Source organism: Nocardiopsis sp. NPDC055879, assembly GCF_053615935.1.
Map to the genome: position 1 here is coordinate 1 of NZ_JBSHCT010000048.1, position 14,377 is coordinate 14,377.

Annotated in this window: 13 protein-coding genes and 1 tRNA gene; 11 read left to right on the forward strand and 3 right to left on the reverse strand. The window is 63.9% G+C overall.

Going from position 1 to position 14,377, the window contains the following annotated elements; translation table 11 throughout:
- Positions 1–270: 270 nt before the first annotated feature.
- On the reverse strand, positions 271–1,827 hold the full coding sequence (locus ACWGKS_RS29070) for an alpha/beta fold hydrolase (RefSeq protein WP_452457095.1): 1,557 nt from the start codon (positions 1,825–1,827) through the stop codon (positions 271–273).
- A gap of 1,208 nt (positions 1,828–3,035) precedes the next feature.
- Here ACWGKS_RS29070 and ACWGKS_RS29075 point away from each other — a divergent pair.
- On the forward strand, positions 3,036–4,757 hold the full coding sequence (locus ACWGKS_RS29075) for an AIPR family protein (protein ID WP_452524864.1): 1,722 nt from the start codon (positions 3,036–3,038) through the stop codon (positions 4,755–4,757).
- Between the two features lie 28 nt (positions 4,758–4,785).
- Here the strand turns inward: ACWGKS_RS29075 and ACWGKS_RS29080 are convergent, their stop codons facing one another.
- Positions 4,786–5,274 carry an NUDIX hydrolase gene (locus tag ACWGKS_RS29080; RefSeq protein WP_452524884.1) on the reverse strand — a complete coding sequence of 163 codons (489 nt, stop codon included), beginning with the start codon at positions 5,272–5,274 and terminating at the stop codon, positions 4,786–4,788.
- Positions 5,275–5,298: 24 nt separating this feature from the next.
- Between ACWGKS_RS29080 and ACWGKS_RS29085 the strand changes: the two genes are divergently transcribed.
- The 10 genes from ACWGKS_RS29085 (at position 5,299) to ACWGKS_RS29130 (ending at position 13,940) form a co-directional block, all read left to right on the forward strand.
- Positions 5,299–6,078, forward strand: coding sequence for a GntR family transcriptional regulator (locus ACWGKS_RS29085; protein ID WP_191276058.1), 780 nt, complete (start codon positions 5,299–5,301; stop codon positions 6,076–6,078).
- Between the two features lie 629 nt (positions 6,079–6,707).
- Complete coding sequence (locus ACWGKS_RS29090) at positions 6,708–6,917, forward strand: hypothetical protein (protein ID WP_452524866.1); 210 nt, start codon at positions 6,708–6,710, stop codon at positions 6,915–6,917.
- Positions 6,914–7,345, forward strand: a complete 432-nt coding sequence (locus tag ACWGKS_RS29095) for a hypothetical protein (RefSeq protein ID WP_452524868.1) — start codon at positions 6,914–6,916, stop codon at positions 7,343–7,345. The genes ACWGKS_RS29090 and ACWGKS_RS29095 overlap by 4 nt, the downstream gene beginning before the upstream one ends.
- Positions 7,346–7,551: 206 nt before the next feature.
- The gene (locus ACWGKS_RS29100; RefSeq protein WP_452524870.1) at positions 7,552–8,295 is read left to right on the forward strand and encodes a GntR family transcriptional regulator; all 744 of its coding nucleotides are present in this window, start codon (positions 7,552–7,554) and stop codon (positions 8,293–8,295) included.
- Between the two features lie 115 nt (positions 8,296–8,410).
- Positions 8,411–8,812, forward strand: a complete 402-nt coding sequence (locus tag ACWGKS_RS29105; RefSeq protein ID WP_452524872.1) for a plasmid replication, integration and excision activator — start codon at positions 8,411–8,413, stop codon at positions 8,810–8,812.
- Positions 8,813–8,915: 103 nt separating this feature from the next.
- A complete protein-coding gene (locus ACWGKS_RS29110; protein ID WP_452524874.1) occupies positions 8,916–9,176 on the forward strand; it encodes a hypothetical protein in 261 nt (86 codons plus the stop codon).
- A complete protein-coding gene (locus ACWGKS_RS29115) occupies positions 9,176–10,606 on the forward strand; it encodes an FtsK/SpoIIIE domain-containing protein (protein WP_452524876.1) in 1,431 nt (476 codons plus the stop codon). Before ACWGKS_RS29110 ends, ACWGKS_RS29115 begins: the two co-directional genes overlap by 1 nt.
- Positions 10,607–10,829: 223 nt before the next feature.
- Positions 10,830–12,515 carry a replication initiator gene (locus ACWGKS_RS29120; protein WP_452524878.1) on the forward strand — a complete coding sequence of 562 codons (1,686 nt, stop codon included), beginning with the start codon at positions 10,830–10,832 and terminating at the stop codon, positions 12,513–12,515.
- Complete coding sequence (locus ACWGKS_RS29125) at positions 12,512–12,721, forward strand: helix-turn-helix transcriptional regulator (protein WP_452524880.1); 210 nt, start codon at positions 12,512–12,514, stop codon at positions 12,719–12,721. Before ACWGKS_RS29120 ends, ACWGKS_RS29125 begins: the two co-directional genes overlap by 4 nt.
- Before the next feature lie 19 nt (positions 12,722–12,740).
- Positions 12,741–13,940, forward strand: a complete 1,200-nt coding sequence (locus ACWGKS_RS29130; RefSeq protein ID WP_452524882.1) for a tyrosine-type recombinase/integrase — start codon at positions 12,741–12,743, stop codon at positions 13,938–13,940.
- A gap of 171 nt (positions 13,941–14,111) precedes the next feature.
- On the opposite strand, the gene ACWGKS_RS29135 is transcribed toward ACWGKS_RS29130, so the two are convergent.
- Positions 14,112–14,200 (reverse strand) — tRNA-Ser (locus ACWGKS_RS29135).
- Positions 14,201–14,377 lie beyond the last annotated feature (177 nt).

Sequence of the window (14,377 nt, forward strand, 5' to 3'; positions counted from 1 at the left end):
GCACCCCTCACCGCCGAAGAGGAACGGGCCTGGCGACAACAAGGCGAGCGGTTCAAGCGCGAATGGGGCTTAACCGAACCCGGCAGCGGTTAGAGACCCCGCGCCCCTCTGCGCGGGGCTCCACTGGGACACACGCTGGGCCCGTCCCTCTTCCTTCCCCGTCTGGAAGAGGGACGGGCCCGGTGTCCGGCACAGCCGATCGACATCCAAGGTTCACGATTTGCGTTCTGAGGCCGGGATCGATGCCTGCCTCAACGCCTGGCCGAACGACTAGGGGGCGTCCTCGCCCGGTCGGGGACGGTCATGACAGTCGATGTCCTGCAGCTCCTGACCGTCGATGAGGTAGGCCTCCACCGCCTCGGCGACACACGGGTACATCTGGTCCCCTTCGTTGTCTGTGAGGGAGGAGCCGTAGTAGACGTGGCCACCGTTGTCGACGACGCTCACCAGCGGGCTGTCGAGCCGATCGGCCATGTTGGCCGCGCCCTGGTACGGGGTCCTGGAGTCGAACTCGCCGGCGATGACGAGCGCCGGGGTCTCCCACTCACGGGTCAGGTCGACGGTGGGCTCGGTCGGCTGGTTCTCGGAGAACAGGCACACCGGTGGTCCGGCCTGCGACGCCGCCTGACCGAAGTCGTTTGAGTCCCGGAGCTCGCGTACGTCGGCCCGGTACTGATCGGGATCCGTGGGCCATTCGGCCTCGCAGAGGAGCGACCAGACCAGGTGCGGGGGACCCTCCAGCCGTCCCAGCTGTTCCTCGGCCTCCTCCGGGTCCTCCGGCGGCATCGGCATGTCGGGTTCCCCCGGGGTCTCGGGAGCCTCCGGAAGGGGGGTCTCCTCGACCAGGGCCTTGAACAACAAGGCCGACTCGTCCCAGGCCCCTTGGTCGTCGGCCGAGATGCTCACCAGGCTGCGGAAGTAGTCCTCGTCGTAGACCATCCCGCTCTCGGCTTCCCGGGGCTCCTCCCGGAGTCGCTCGGAGGTCTGTTCGAACGAGCGCGAGACTTCTTCTCGTGTGGTCCCGAAGCCGAACTCGTCGTCACGCTCGGCCAGCCAGTCCGTGTAGCGCTCGACGTTGTCGGTCGCGGCCTGGGACTGGGACAGGAAGTTCTCGCGCCAGACCCCGTCGGGGTCGACGGCCGAGTCGAGCACGGCCCGGTCGAGTCGCTCGGGGAAGAGGGTTCCGTAGACCGCGCCCAGGTAGGTGCCGTAGGAGGCGCCGAGGTAGTCGATCTGTTCCTCCCCCAACACCGCGCGGACGACGTCCATGTCGCGGGCGGTGTTGGCGGTGGTGAAGTGGGGTCGCAGGTCGCCATCGGCCTCGTCGCACGCCTTGGCGTACTCGCGCTGGTCGTCGAAGTGCTGTTCGAGCTCCTCGTCGGTGGGGTGCGTGTCCAGGAGGGGAGGGTCGATCTCACAGTCGAGCCAGGTCGAGGCGCCCAGGCCTCGCGGGTCCATGCCGATGACGTCGTAGACCTCTCCGAGTGGGGTGGAGCCGATCTCGTCCGCGGTCAAACGTCCGGTCGCACCGGGTCCGCCCGGGTTGGTGAACAGGACGCCCTGTCGTTCCCCTTCGTCGACCTGGGCGGACCGGCGGCTCAACCCCACGTGGATCCGTTCGCCCTCGGGGGCGTCGTAGTCGAGTGGCACCTCCACCGTCGCGCAGTCGAGACCGGTGAGGAAGAAGTCCTCGCACTCTTGCCAGTCCACGTTCTGGTCGTGGAAGGCGGCCAACGCCCGGTCCTCGGTGGGCTCTTGTCGGTCGTCGGCGAAGGAATCCGACGGTAGCGCTCCGGTCAGGGAGAGCGCGAGGCCGGTCGTGACCACGGCGGCTCCCGCTCCCGTCAATATGTTCGCTCTTCCCACTGCGCTTTCCTCGATCGTTCGGCCACCGGTCTCGTACTCGACGGCCGGAAGCGCTTATCGGCTGGCGTTCGAGTGGCAATCTAGTGAGGGGAGCACCGCGGGCGGATCCACCTGACTGATGAAACCGGGGGTGGCGATAGTAGGGCTCTCGGGCACCGGGGAACGGCCTGTCACCGACGAAAGTCGATGGTCCACGAGCACGGGCCATCGAGGCCTTCCACGCGGCCGATCCCCAACGGTGCACCCGCAGGCCCGCGCCGCCAGCTCTCCCCGAGTCCGCAGGCAGCAACGAGCCGGATACCGCACCCGCCGCACAACGCGGCGCTGACCTGTGCGAAGCGGCCTGCCGATCGTCTGTTCCCGGGCCGGTTGGATGAGCTCGTGGGCGTGATGGACGACGTCTGGCGGAAGGCGCAGGCAACCGATCTCGGGAACGATGAAGGCCGATGAGCCGGTCCATGTGCGATGGACCTGGCTCACCGGCCTTCTCTGCTTCCCCAGTGGGCCTCTGCCCTTGGAGGTTCGGCGGAGGGTGTGGGATTTGAACCCACGAAGCCCCGTTGCACCGGGGGACCCTGACGACCTGTCGACAAAGCGACGAATGGCTTTGTGACCTGGGCTGACGTTCCGGGGGACTTCCCAGCGCTTCCGGGGCCCTCCCGGAGCTATGTGCACTGAATGTGCATCGCGGGGGTGGGCTCAGGGTGGGCGTGATCGGGCAGAGAAAGCCGCGCCGGTACCCCAGGAGGCAGCAACCATGAGTTTGGTCCCGCGCGGGTTCTGGCGCGGTTGGCTGGCGCATCCGCACGACCTGTGTCGCGCCAGGTTCCGCGTGGGCTCGGGGGGTCCATGGGGGCGTGAGCCCCCTGGTACTGCCTGTGCTCGCCCACGGTCTGCTCACGGATGCTGACAACGAGCGTTGGGACCTAATCCTCTGACAGATCCCAGTGGCCTGGGTCACCATGGTGTTCTCGGACAGTTCTGCTCCCCGCTCAGTCTTGGACCTGTCCGAGAGGTGTCTTTGGCGTGCGGCCGTGTGGCCGTGCGCTCGGGACCGGGCGTCAGCCCGCAGCCCGAGCGGAGGCCGCTGGTCGCCGCGACGGCGCTCGCGCCGTCGCCTTGATTTCATACAGCTCTAATCGGCAGTCACGCTAATTAGGAGGATTAAGTTGAACCCTCTTGTTCAGGGATTGTTTAAGAACTTCTGCAAAGCAGAGGAGTTGGAAGAAATTAGGCAATCGGATGCCTTTGAATTGTTTACTTCATCTTTGATAATCCCAAGTGAGATCAGTTCACAGTCGCCGCTCACAGACCTTCTTTTGGATCCGGGGGTCACTGGAGTAGATGTTATTGTGATGGAAATTAATGGGAGAATGGTTTGGGATTCTGATGATGTAGTCGATGTGTGCGACCAGGCTTCCCAGGTCAGCGTTGCACTTTATTTCATACAGGCTAAATACTCGCAGAAGATATCCGCCACTGGCATCCTTGGATTCGGTAAATCAGTGAGAGATTTTTTGAAAGGAGAAGGATTTCATTCGTATCGGAAAACGAGGCAGCTGGTTGATGCATTCTCGTTTCTTTTTTCAGAGTATGCAGGAAAGCTGAAAGGGTCTCCTTCTGTCAATATTCATTTTTGCACCGCTGCTCCAAAAATCTCAGTGGAAGATAGTGTGGTGGTAGGAAGTATCGAAGAAGTAAAGTCAAGCGTGGAGTCGCTCGGCTTCGTTGGGGAGGTGGCTGCGGAAGTCCTGGGGGCCAATGATATTCATGAAGCCTGGAGTAGAAAAAACAAGGCTAATGAAGTCGAGGTGCAGCTAGAAAAGCACGTTAATCTGCCTAGGATGGATGGAGTAGACCAAGCCATTCTTGGTGTAGTTTCTGTGGCTGAATTGTTGAAGCTCATCCAGGGAGATGAAAATGGCATACTGGATGAGAGGGTCTTTTACGATAACGTCCGGGGGTTTGATGGGATCGAGAATCCTGTAAATAAAAAAATCATAGGAACACTTGAGTCTGCTGAGAAGAACCTCCTTCCCGTTCTCAATAATGGAATTACAGTGGTTGCTTCTTCTTACTCCCCCAAACCCGGTGACGCGGTTGTTATTTCGGACTATCAAATTGTCAATGGCTGCCAGACTAGTCACTGCATTTATCTGGCAAAAGATTCCCTGGGGGAAGACATGGAGAGAGTCTATGTTCCGATCAGAATCGTCGTTACAGGCAATGAAGAGGTTGCGAACAGTATCGTTCGAGCAACAAATTCACAAACCGCTGTACGTGAGAATGACCTTGTGGCTCTAACGAAGTTCCAGAAGCGACTTGAAGAGTTTTATAGGCTGGATACCAAGGACTTGGGTCTGACCTATGAACGTAGGTCTGGTCAATTCTATGGAAAAGAAGTCACCAAGGCTAGAATTGTTAATATTAATGATCAACTGAAAGCCGTAGCTGCGATGTTTCTAGATATGCCACATCTAGCGACAAGGTACCCTAGTCACCTATATTTTGAAGTGAACACTTCCATTTTCTTGGAAGCGCATAAGCTGCTACCCTACCTTGCCAGTGCGTATGGCGCCTATCGGCTGGAGAATGCATTTCGAACGGGCTTGAATCCTGCTTTTAAGCCTGTTCGTTATCACCTATTGATGGCCTATAAGTACCATGTGCTGGGATGTAGGTCTGCGAGCCTTGAAAAAAGCCAATCGGAGCGAGATAGTGAAATCGTAATCGATGCCCTTAGGCAGCCGGGTCAAGTTGGCGTATTTCAAGACCTGGCCAGCATAATTGTTGATATGGGTGGAGGCTCATTGCCGACCTCGGATCGTCTTAAAAGGCAGCAGTTTGCGCGAGAGTTGGTGGCAAGGCTGATGGATTCAAGCAGGAAGTAGTTGCCATGCTTATGGGGAATAAGTATCTTTAGTTTGACGCAGGTGGATATTCATTTCTGTTTATCGGATTGAGGTATATTCCATCGTGACTTCGGGTGTAGGGGTGATTTCCTTCAAGTGCGTCCAGCAGGCGGACGGCGAAAGCCTCGTGCATTAGCTTTGATATCTGCTTGTGGGTCATCCATTTGACTGCCGCAGACTCATAAGTTTCGCTTTCAGTTCCTCCTGTCGGCTTGCAGCGGAATACGAGGGCGACGATTCCCCGGGTCATGTTCTTATAGACGCCTGTGAGCTGCTCTACCTCGACGTGGATGCCGGTCTCCTCCAGGACCTCGCGGACAACGCCCTCCTGGGGAGTCTCGTCCAACTCCAGCACTCCGCCTGGTGGCTCCCAGTTGCCGTTGTCCCTGCGCTTGATTACCAACATTCGTCCGTCTTCACGGATGACCGCTCCTGCGACGGACACGGAGTGCAGCGGCGTTGACGGCTTGTCTCCAGTGCTGTTACTCATGTACATGAGCATAGGAGGCGTAGAAGGACTATGGCGAGCACTGTAGGGGCGCGGTCTGCGAAGCCCCGGTATCTCCAGATCGCGGACGACATCGAAGAGCAGATCAAGGGCGGGGCTCTGGCTCCTGCTGAGGAGATTCCGAGTGAGACCGCACTGATAGAGCGCTATGGCGTCTCGTCGGGCACGGTCCGCAAGGCAGTTGCTCAGCTCCGGGCTATTGGTCTCGTGGAGACCCACCAGGGCAAGGGCTCCTTCGTGAAGTCGCGCCCTCCGGTCACCCGCAAGTCCTCCGACCGCTTCCGGCGTTCGCACCGTCGCGCGGGGAAGGCCGCCTACATCGCGGAGACCGAACAGGCTGGGGTCAAACCCACCGTCCAGGTAATCTCCATCGGTCCCGTTCTCGCTCCTGCTGGTATCGCTGAGCGCCTGGGCGTGAATGAGGGAGACAAGGTGCTCGCCCGTCGGCGGCTCTACTTCTCCGATGGCACACCCACCGAGGAAGCCACGTCTTACCTGCCGTGGGACGTGGCGCGGGACATACCCGAACTCTTCGAGGAGAATCCCGGAGGTGGTGGCATCTATGCCCGTCTGGAAGAACACGGGCACGAGTTCGCGGAGTACACCGAGACTGTCCGGGCTCGGTTGGCCACCAAACAGGAATCGAGTGCCCTCGCGCTGAGCCCCGGCGCTCCGGTGATCCACCTGACCCGTAACGCTGTGACGGAGGCGGGGCGCGTGGTGGAGGTGTGCGACACGATCATGGCCGCTGATCAGTTCGTGCTCGACTACAGGATTCCGGCCACCGACTGACGTAGGCGGTTGGTGAAGCTGATCGGGGACTTCACCGGACAGGGTTGACTCATGTACATGAGTGAGGCACCCTTATGGCACTACTCATATACATGAGTGCATGGGTTCTTCTCATGCATATGGGTTGGATCTTGGATGCGCGGTGCCTCTCTGCTCAAGCGGTGCGGGTGCCTCCGGTTCACGGGAGCGTGCTTGGTGGATGCAGTCACAGCCTCGAAGAGGTGCAAGTCCTGTCGAGGGCGGGGGCACAAGACGGTCCGTTCACGGCGACTCGTGGTCGTGCGCTCCGCAGGAACTCAGCAGTCGGAGATGCGCATCGAGCCCTGCAACGCATGTCGGGGGACCGGAACGGATTCCTGAGAACCACTCAAGCCGCCCGTGGCTGAACTTTCGCCACGCTGCAAGGCGACTTATCGACAAGTGACCCCCGCGACGCGGGCAAGGCGTCCGGGGGCGCGGCCAACCTGAGAAAGCAGGCTGACGTGAGCGACCTTATCGCCCTGATTCGGGCTCTGGTGACTCTGATACGACCCAAACCACGGGGGAGGCATCACCGGAACGGACCCCGAACGGTGCACCTACCCCCGCCTGTGCGGGTGGAACTGTGGCCCGCACCGGAACCGATCGTGATGGACAGTGGCGACCCCCGTGCCTACAACCTCCTGCGCGGCCCCTATGCGCACTTCGAGCGCAAGCGCACTGCGCATCGGATCGAACGGGACAGGCGGGGCCTGCGTCTGCTCGAACAGATCTCGGCTCCGGCTCCGGCCGTCGATGACATGGCTGAGTTGCGCGACCTGGTGCGCATGGCCATCGCGGTCGGGGCGGTGCGCTCATGAGTGGCGAACACACCTCACCTCCGGCGGATCGTGCCGCGTTCTACGCCTGGTCTCGTGCCTATGGTGTGCGGGTGCGGGTGGCCTGTGAGGACTGGCAGTCCATCACCTACGAAACCGTGGGCACCGGCCCTGACGGGAAACCGGTGGTGCAACGCCTGCGGTGCGAGCTGCCGCCCCAGGTGGCCCGGCGCCGGCTGCGGCTGTCCTACGTCGTGGGCCTGTCCCACGTGGTGGACGGTGCGGTGTGCAACCACGTCCGTACGGTCACTCCTCCTGTGCTGACCTCGGGTGAGGTCGCCGCCCGGCATGACGTGGGCCTGGTGGCCGCTGCCCTGGTTGAGGGCGAACGCCGTGCGCTGTGCGGTGCCACGGTGGAGAACCTGAGCGTCTACGTCGTGGAACGGGCCGCTAACTGGCGACCGTTCTAGATACCCCCGCGTGCCCTGATGTCTCGCCCGAGACCACGGAGGCCAGGGCACGCGGGCTCTCCTCCTCTGGCGATGTGCGCACCTGCTCCGGTTGCGCTTGCCGCCCTCTCCTGGTCGGCGTGCGGGGTTCACATGTGCCCCCACCTGCTGACAGGGTCATGCAACGCGAGTAAGCTACTCGATCACACGAGTACTAGAGTCACCAGGTGGACATCATGTCGAGTCTGGAGTTCGCTCCGCCCAAGTACGTACAGATCGTGCGGGCGATCCAAGAGCGCATTGAAGACGGGACCTATCCCGTAGGGGAGATGCTTCCCTCCGAGTCCCGAATGGTCCGCGAGTTCGGGGCCGGGCGCTCCACGGTCGTGCGGGCGCTGCAAATCCTGAGCATGCAAGGCTGGATCGAACGCGAACACGGGCGCGGCTCGTTCGTGCGCGGCGTCCCGCAGCAGACCTCCGAGCGCTCCCATGCCGGAGCCAGTGCCTTCGACGCCTCCGAAGACGCCAGGAACAACCGGATCCTCACCGCTGGCCGTGCTCCTGTCCCTGCCTCTCTGGCTGGGACCCTGGACGTTCCGGCTGAGTCCCCGGCGGTGACGCGCCGCCGCCTGGTCCTGGACGCCGAGGGCGGGCCGAGTGAGCTGGTCACTCTCTGGTTCCCCCTGGACGTGGCAGAGGGAACCGACCTCGGTTCTGAAGCACCGATCAGCATCGGGGCGCGCGACCACGTGCAGATGGTCAAGCAGCTTCGCCCCGCCCGCGTCGTGGAACGCCTGTGCGCCCGAGTGGCCACCGGTCAAGAGCGCGAGATCTTGGAGCTGGACGAGGCGACGCCTGTGCTGGGCATCACCGCGCGGATACTGGACGCCTCCGATCGCATTATCTCCGTGGCTGAGATCGTCCTGCCCGGTGACCTGCACGAACTGGAAGATTCCTACCCGGCCGTGTAATCGCCTCAGCTTGCTCGCCTTCTTGTCCACTTGTCCGGACGAGCAAGGCGAGCTATTCTGACATCTACTTGACCGAACAAGTGGTTGAGTGGACGTCAAGCGAGAGGCTGATCAGATGGCTATTCAGGGTGCGTTGCCGGTGGCGTTCGACGTGGTCTTCCCTGCGGGTGCGTTCGCGCTCGGGGTGGAAGCGATCACCGACTTCGAGACCAAGCGACCCCAGATGGACAAGGACACTGGGCTCCCGCTGTGGGCGGTGGACGTGATCGACGCCGACCCCGAAGCGCGTGGCAAGGCCAAGTCGGTGAAGGTCAAGGTCGCCGCGAACGTGTGCCCCACCCTGCCCGACGAGGTTCCTGGGCTGCCGTTCCGCCCGATCGAGTTCGAGGCGATGGCGGTCATGCCCTACGTCGACGACTCCGGCCGCCGCCCCCGGGTGGTGTACTCGCTGCGGGCTCGGGGTGTGAAGGCTCCCGGCGCTGGTGGTCGTCGTGCCCCGGCCAAGGAAGCGGCCTGACCGCCTCCTGACACATGAAGCGGGGCGGCCTGGTGTTGGCGCACCTAGCCGCCCCTTTAACCCCCTCCCGCGACTGCGAAATCTCAGAAGAGGTGCCCCCAGTATGTCCCAGATTCCCCAAGACCTGTCCGCCCTGTCCGGCCCTGAGCTGGTCAGTGTGTTCTTGGACGCCTACGACCAGCCGCGCACCACCAAGGCGGAGCGGGCGGAGTTCTTCGACTTCAAGTCCCGCGTCTTCGCCGCGATCGCTGAGCGGGACGGCAACCCCGATGCCGCTCGCTTCGCTGCCTGTGCTCGTGCTGACTCCGACCTGTTGTGGGCTGAGATCGCTGCTGCTGAGGTACTGAACGGTGGTGGTCGGTGATGATGCGCCAACCCAAGATCGGGGCTTCCCAGTCCTCTCCGACTCTGCCCACCCCGGCGCAGGGGGTGCGGTGGACGACTCCGATCGTGGAGACCCCCGGGATCGTCGTCCTTGCCTCCTGGCTCTGGCGGCTCGTACGGCTACTGATGCTGTTGCCGCTGCGCTTCCCCGTCATGGTCACCACTGCCACGACCGTGGTGGCCTGCTGGTGGTACCTCGGGTGGGTCGGGCTGGCCACGCTCGCTGGGGTGCTCGCCGTGGTCTCCCTCATCTGGTGGCGTACCTGGCCGGGCTCCTACCGGTACTGCGTGAGTTGGCGCCTGCTCGCCTGGTGGCGTCACCTGGCCGTGTACCGGCGCCACTGGCAACCGGTCCTGGTGATCTCCGGGTTGGCCGAGTCCTACCAAGAACGCCGCTACCTGCCCCGCATCCGCTCCGTGCGCTGCAACGACCGGGCTGACTACGTGCGTGTCTCCCTCGTGGCGGGGACCTCCCCGGCGGACTTTGAGAACCGGGTGGTGGAGCTGGCGCACGGGTTCGCCGCACCCTCCTGCCGCGTGACCGTGAACGGGCCTCGGGACATCACCTTGGAGTTCCCGAGACACGACACCCTCGCTGAACCCCTCGACGCACTGCCCGTTCCTGAGTGCCCGGACCTGGAGGCATTGCCGGTCGGCAAGCGTGAGGACGGCACCGCGTGGAAGCTGCGTCTGCACGGGACCCACGTGCTTGTGGTCGGGGTGACCGGGGCGGGGAAGGGCTCCGTGCTCTGGTCCGCAATTCGCGCCATGCTCCCTGCCATCGCAGACAGGACGGCGCAGGTGTGGGGGATCGACCCCAAACGCATGGAACTGGCCTACGGACGGGACCTGTTCACCCGCTATGCGGACACCGGTGAATCCGCAGTGGAACTCCTCGAACACGCGGTGGCACAGATGCAGGAACGCGCGCAGCGCTACGCGGGCAAGCAGCGCTCGCACACCCCCACCACGGCTGATCCGTTCGTGGTCGTGGTCCTGGACGAGGTCGCGTTCCTGACCGCCTACCACCCCGACCGGGACGTGCGGAAAAGGTCGGAGAACGTCATCGCCACCCTGACCTCACAAGGACGCTCGGTCGGCTTCTCGGTGCTGGCCGCTCTCCAGGACCCGCGCAAGGAAGTGATGAACTTGCGCAACCTGTTCCCGGACAAGATCGCCTTGCGCCTGGATGAGGCCTCGCAGGTGGACATGGTCCTCGGGGAAGGTGCCAGGGAGCGGGGTGCTGAGGCGCACCTGATCGACCCCACCCTCCCCGGGGTCGCCTACGTCCGCCTCGAAACCTCGCCTTCCCCGGTACGGGTACGGGCCGCGTTCGTCTCCGATGACGACATCACCGCCATGGCCAACGGCTACAGCGCCGATTCCCCTTCTGCTGAGGAGGTGGGCTGATGCGTGTTGGTAGCGCGGCGGTGTCTCTCCCAAGCGACCCAAGCGAACATCGGGCCGTACCAGATCAGCAGCGCTGCAAGAGCGTAGATCCAGCCCCCGTACTGGAGCAGGAGGAAGACAGCGAGGCTGGGCACGCCGTGCCTGAGGATGATCCAGCGGTCCACCGATCCGGTGTCGTTCATCGGGTGGGGGCTCCCGCTCTGTGGTTGTGGGGGTGGCGCTGATGCCGACTCCTACCGGTAAGACAACCCGGGCCGAACGACTCGCGCAACCCCTTACTCGGGAAGTGGCCGAACAGGTCGCCGCCGACCACGGGGTGTGCATCCGGCCCGTGTCCCTCCGACGCACCAACATCGGGACCGGTCAAACACAGGTGATCGACGTCCCCTGCGGATCCACGCTGGAATCGCGCTGCCCGGCCTGCGCCAAACGCAAGCGGTCCCTTCGGCGCTCCCAGTGCGAAGAGGGCTGGCACCTGGCCACCGAACCCGTCGTGGAGCCCGACCCGCCCACACAGCAGCAACAGGGCTGGGTGGAACAGCGGGCCATGGTCACCGCCGAACGCGACCGACTGGCTGCTACTGGGGCCGCTGAACCCGAACAGCTCTCGGCGCTGGACTCCGCGATCGCGGACCTGGACGAGGAGATCACCGCCTCGGGGCTGCGGGGATCGGTCACCCGCTCGGCTTCCTCGGAGTCGGGTCCGCGTCGGGTGCGCTCGACCAAGAGGCGTCAGGATGTTCCGGACCTGCCCCAGCGACCTATGACGAGGAAGACCGTCGGCCGGGCGTTCACTGACCCTGGCTCGGGGAAGGTGTTCCGTCCCTCGCTGTTCCTGACACTCACGCTCGATTCGTACGGGCGGGTGCGCTCAGACGGCACCCCGGTGGACCCCTCGACGTACGACTACCGGCGGGCCGCTCGGGACACCCTGCACTTCTCCAAGCTCATCGACCGGTTCGTGCAGAACCTACGCCGGGTCGCCGGATTCGACGTGCAGTACTTCGCCTCCGTCGAACCCCAACGCCGGTTGGCCCCGCACCTGCACATGGCCACACGCGGCACTCTGCCCCGGGCTGAGCTGCGTCAGATCGCCGCTGCGACCTACCACCAGGTGTGGTGGCCTGCCGCTGACACGGTGCGTTTCGAGGGCGATCACCTGCCGGTGTGGGATGCGGACGCCTCTACCTACCTCGACCCCGCCACGGGGGAAGTGCTCCCGACTTGGGATGAGGCGCTGGACGAGATCGACGCTGAACCTGATCCGGAGCCCTTCCACGTGGTGCGGTTCGGAAAGCAGGTGGACGCCAAAGGGGTCGTGGCCGGCACCGAGGACGCCGCGCGGTGCGTGCGCTACCTCGCTAAGTACCTGACCAAGGACATCGCCGACTGCCATGCCGCCGAAACGACTCGGCAGGAACAGCACGTGGACAGGCTCCTCGAAACCCTCCGATTCGAGCCTTGCTCGCCCCGGTGCTCGAACTGGCTCCGGTACGGCATCCAACCCCAGGACTCCAAAGCCGGTCAACGTCCCGGGTTCTGCCGCTCCAAAGCCCACCGACGCGAACACCTGGGCTACGCGGGCCGCCGTGTCCTGGTCTCACGCAAGTGGTCCGGAAAGACCCTGGCCGATCACAAGGCGGACCGCCTGACCTGGGTCCTGGACGCGCTCGGTGTCGATCCCGTTAACGAGTTCCAGGGCGACGACGGCAACCCTCGTTCCCCGGTGCTGACCTCGGTCAACTCCGGTGACTTCGCCTGGGAACTGGCCCGTCCCACCGACCCGGACGTGGCTCCCCGAGAACAACGCCTGCTGCGGGCGGTGGGTGAAGCACTCAAACGCCGTTCCCAGCTCGACGCCGCACGGCAGAACGATCTTTCGGCAACCACCGAGACGAGGGCCGCATGAGAACCGCTGGCACCACTCCAACCGTGCCCCGGCCCCGTGCGGAGGAGGTGCTCTGGTCGGTCAAGGACACGGCCGCCTACCTCCGCGTGCCCGCCAAGACGCTCTACGAGTGGCGCTACAAGGGCGACGGTCCTCCCTCCCACCGGATCGGCAGGTACGTGCGCTACGTGCCCGCTGAGGTCCATGCCTGGGTCCGAACCCGGTAACCCCCCAAGGAGACTGACTATGGCCCGTGCCTGGGTCTACGACCGCACCAAGGACAAGGCGTACACCGAAGCCGTACGCAAGGCCAAAGCCGCCAAGCGCACCCCTCCCGCCCGGTGGATGGTCCGCTACTACGACCCCTCCGGGAAGATCAAAAGCGCTGGCACCTACAAGAAGAAGCCGGACGCCGAGAAGCGGCAGACCGAGATCGAGAACAGCCTGCGCGAAGGCTCCTACCGCGACCCCAACGCCGCGAAAGTCACCCTCGGGCAGATGGCCGAGAAGTGGCTGACCACCCGCACCGACATCAAGCGGTCCACCTGGTGGCAGTACCGGGCCGTGCTCGACAACCACGTGCTTCCGCGCTGGGGAGACCAACCGCTCTCGGCAATTCACGGCGAGGACATCGCCGTATGGGTGGCCCAGCTCCAGAAGCCGCGGGACGAGGGCGGATCGAACCTCGGGGCCTCCCAGACCAGGCACTCGCACGTCGTGTTGTCGATGGTGCTCGGCTGGTGCGTGCCCCGGCGCATCCCCTACAACCCGGCCAAGGGCGTGCCGCTGCCCAAGCCCTCCGAGTCCGAACACGTCTACCTCGACCACGTCCAGGTGGAGGCCCTGGCCAACGCCGCTGGCGGGCTGCGCACCAAGTACGGGCAGATCGCCTCAAGCGCTCCGGTCAACCGTGCACTGGTCCTCCTGCTGGCCTACACGGGCCTGCGCTTCAACGAGGCCGCCGCGCTGCGGGTTGGGCGTGTGGACCTGGAGCGGCGCCGGGTGCGCGTGGTGGTGGCCTTCGCTGAGGTGGAGAGAGAACTCATCGAACAGACCCCGAAGTCGGGCAAGCCCCGCACGGTGCCCGTGCCTCCCTCGCTGGTGCCCGAACTGCGTCCGCTCTTGGAAGGGCGCGACCCTGATGAACTGGTGTTCACGACTCGTCGGGGTGCGCCGCTGCGCATTCGCAACTGGCGCTACCGGGAGTTCGGCAACGCGGTGAAGACGGCCGGTCTGGCGGGCATGGGGCTCACTCCGCACAAGCTCCGGCACACAGCCGCCTCGCTCGCCATTGCCTCCGGGGCCGACGTGAAGGTGGTGCAGTCGATGCTCGGCCACGCCACGGCCACGATGACCCTGGACCGGTATGGGCACCTGTTCCCGGACCGCCTGGACGAGGTCGCAGAAGCGATGGACGTCGCCCGGCTCGCAGCGCTGGCCGCGTGACCCTCTCCTCAGCCTCCTCGGCGGGGAGAGTCCTCTCAACGGGGACGACCCCGGACGCACCGAAGGCCGGTGGCCTGTGGACCATGTGCACTGAATGTGCACCGGACCGGGACCACCGGCCTTCGCCGTGTTCCTTGGAAGGCTCCCACCTGGGGAAACTTCCTGATTCTGCGGAGGGTATGGGATTTGAACCCATGAAGCCCCGTCAAGGACTTGGTGCTTTTCAAGAGCACTGCACTCGGCCGCTATGCGAACCCTCCAGGCGAGAGCCGTGGCTCTCTCCGCCAAACATGGTAGCTCACCACAGACACCTCAACGCAGGGGTATCGGGCAGGGTTACTGAGGAGTAACCTACCTGCCATGGAGAAAATGGACGCCGGTACGGCGGAGTTCGTGAAGTCCGGGTTCCTCGCGGCCGTGCCCTTCGCGCGGCACCT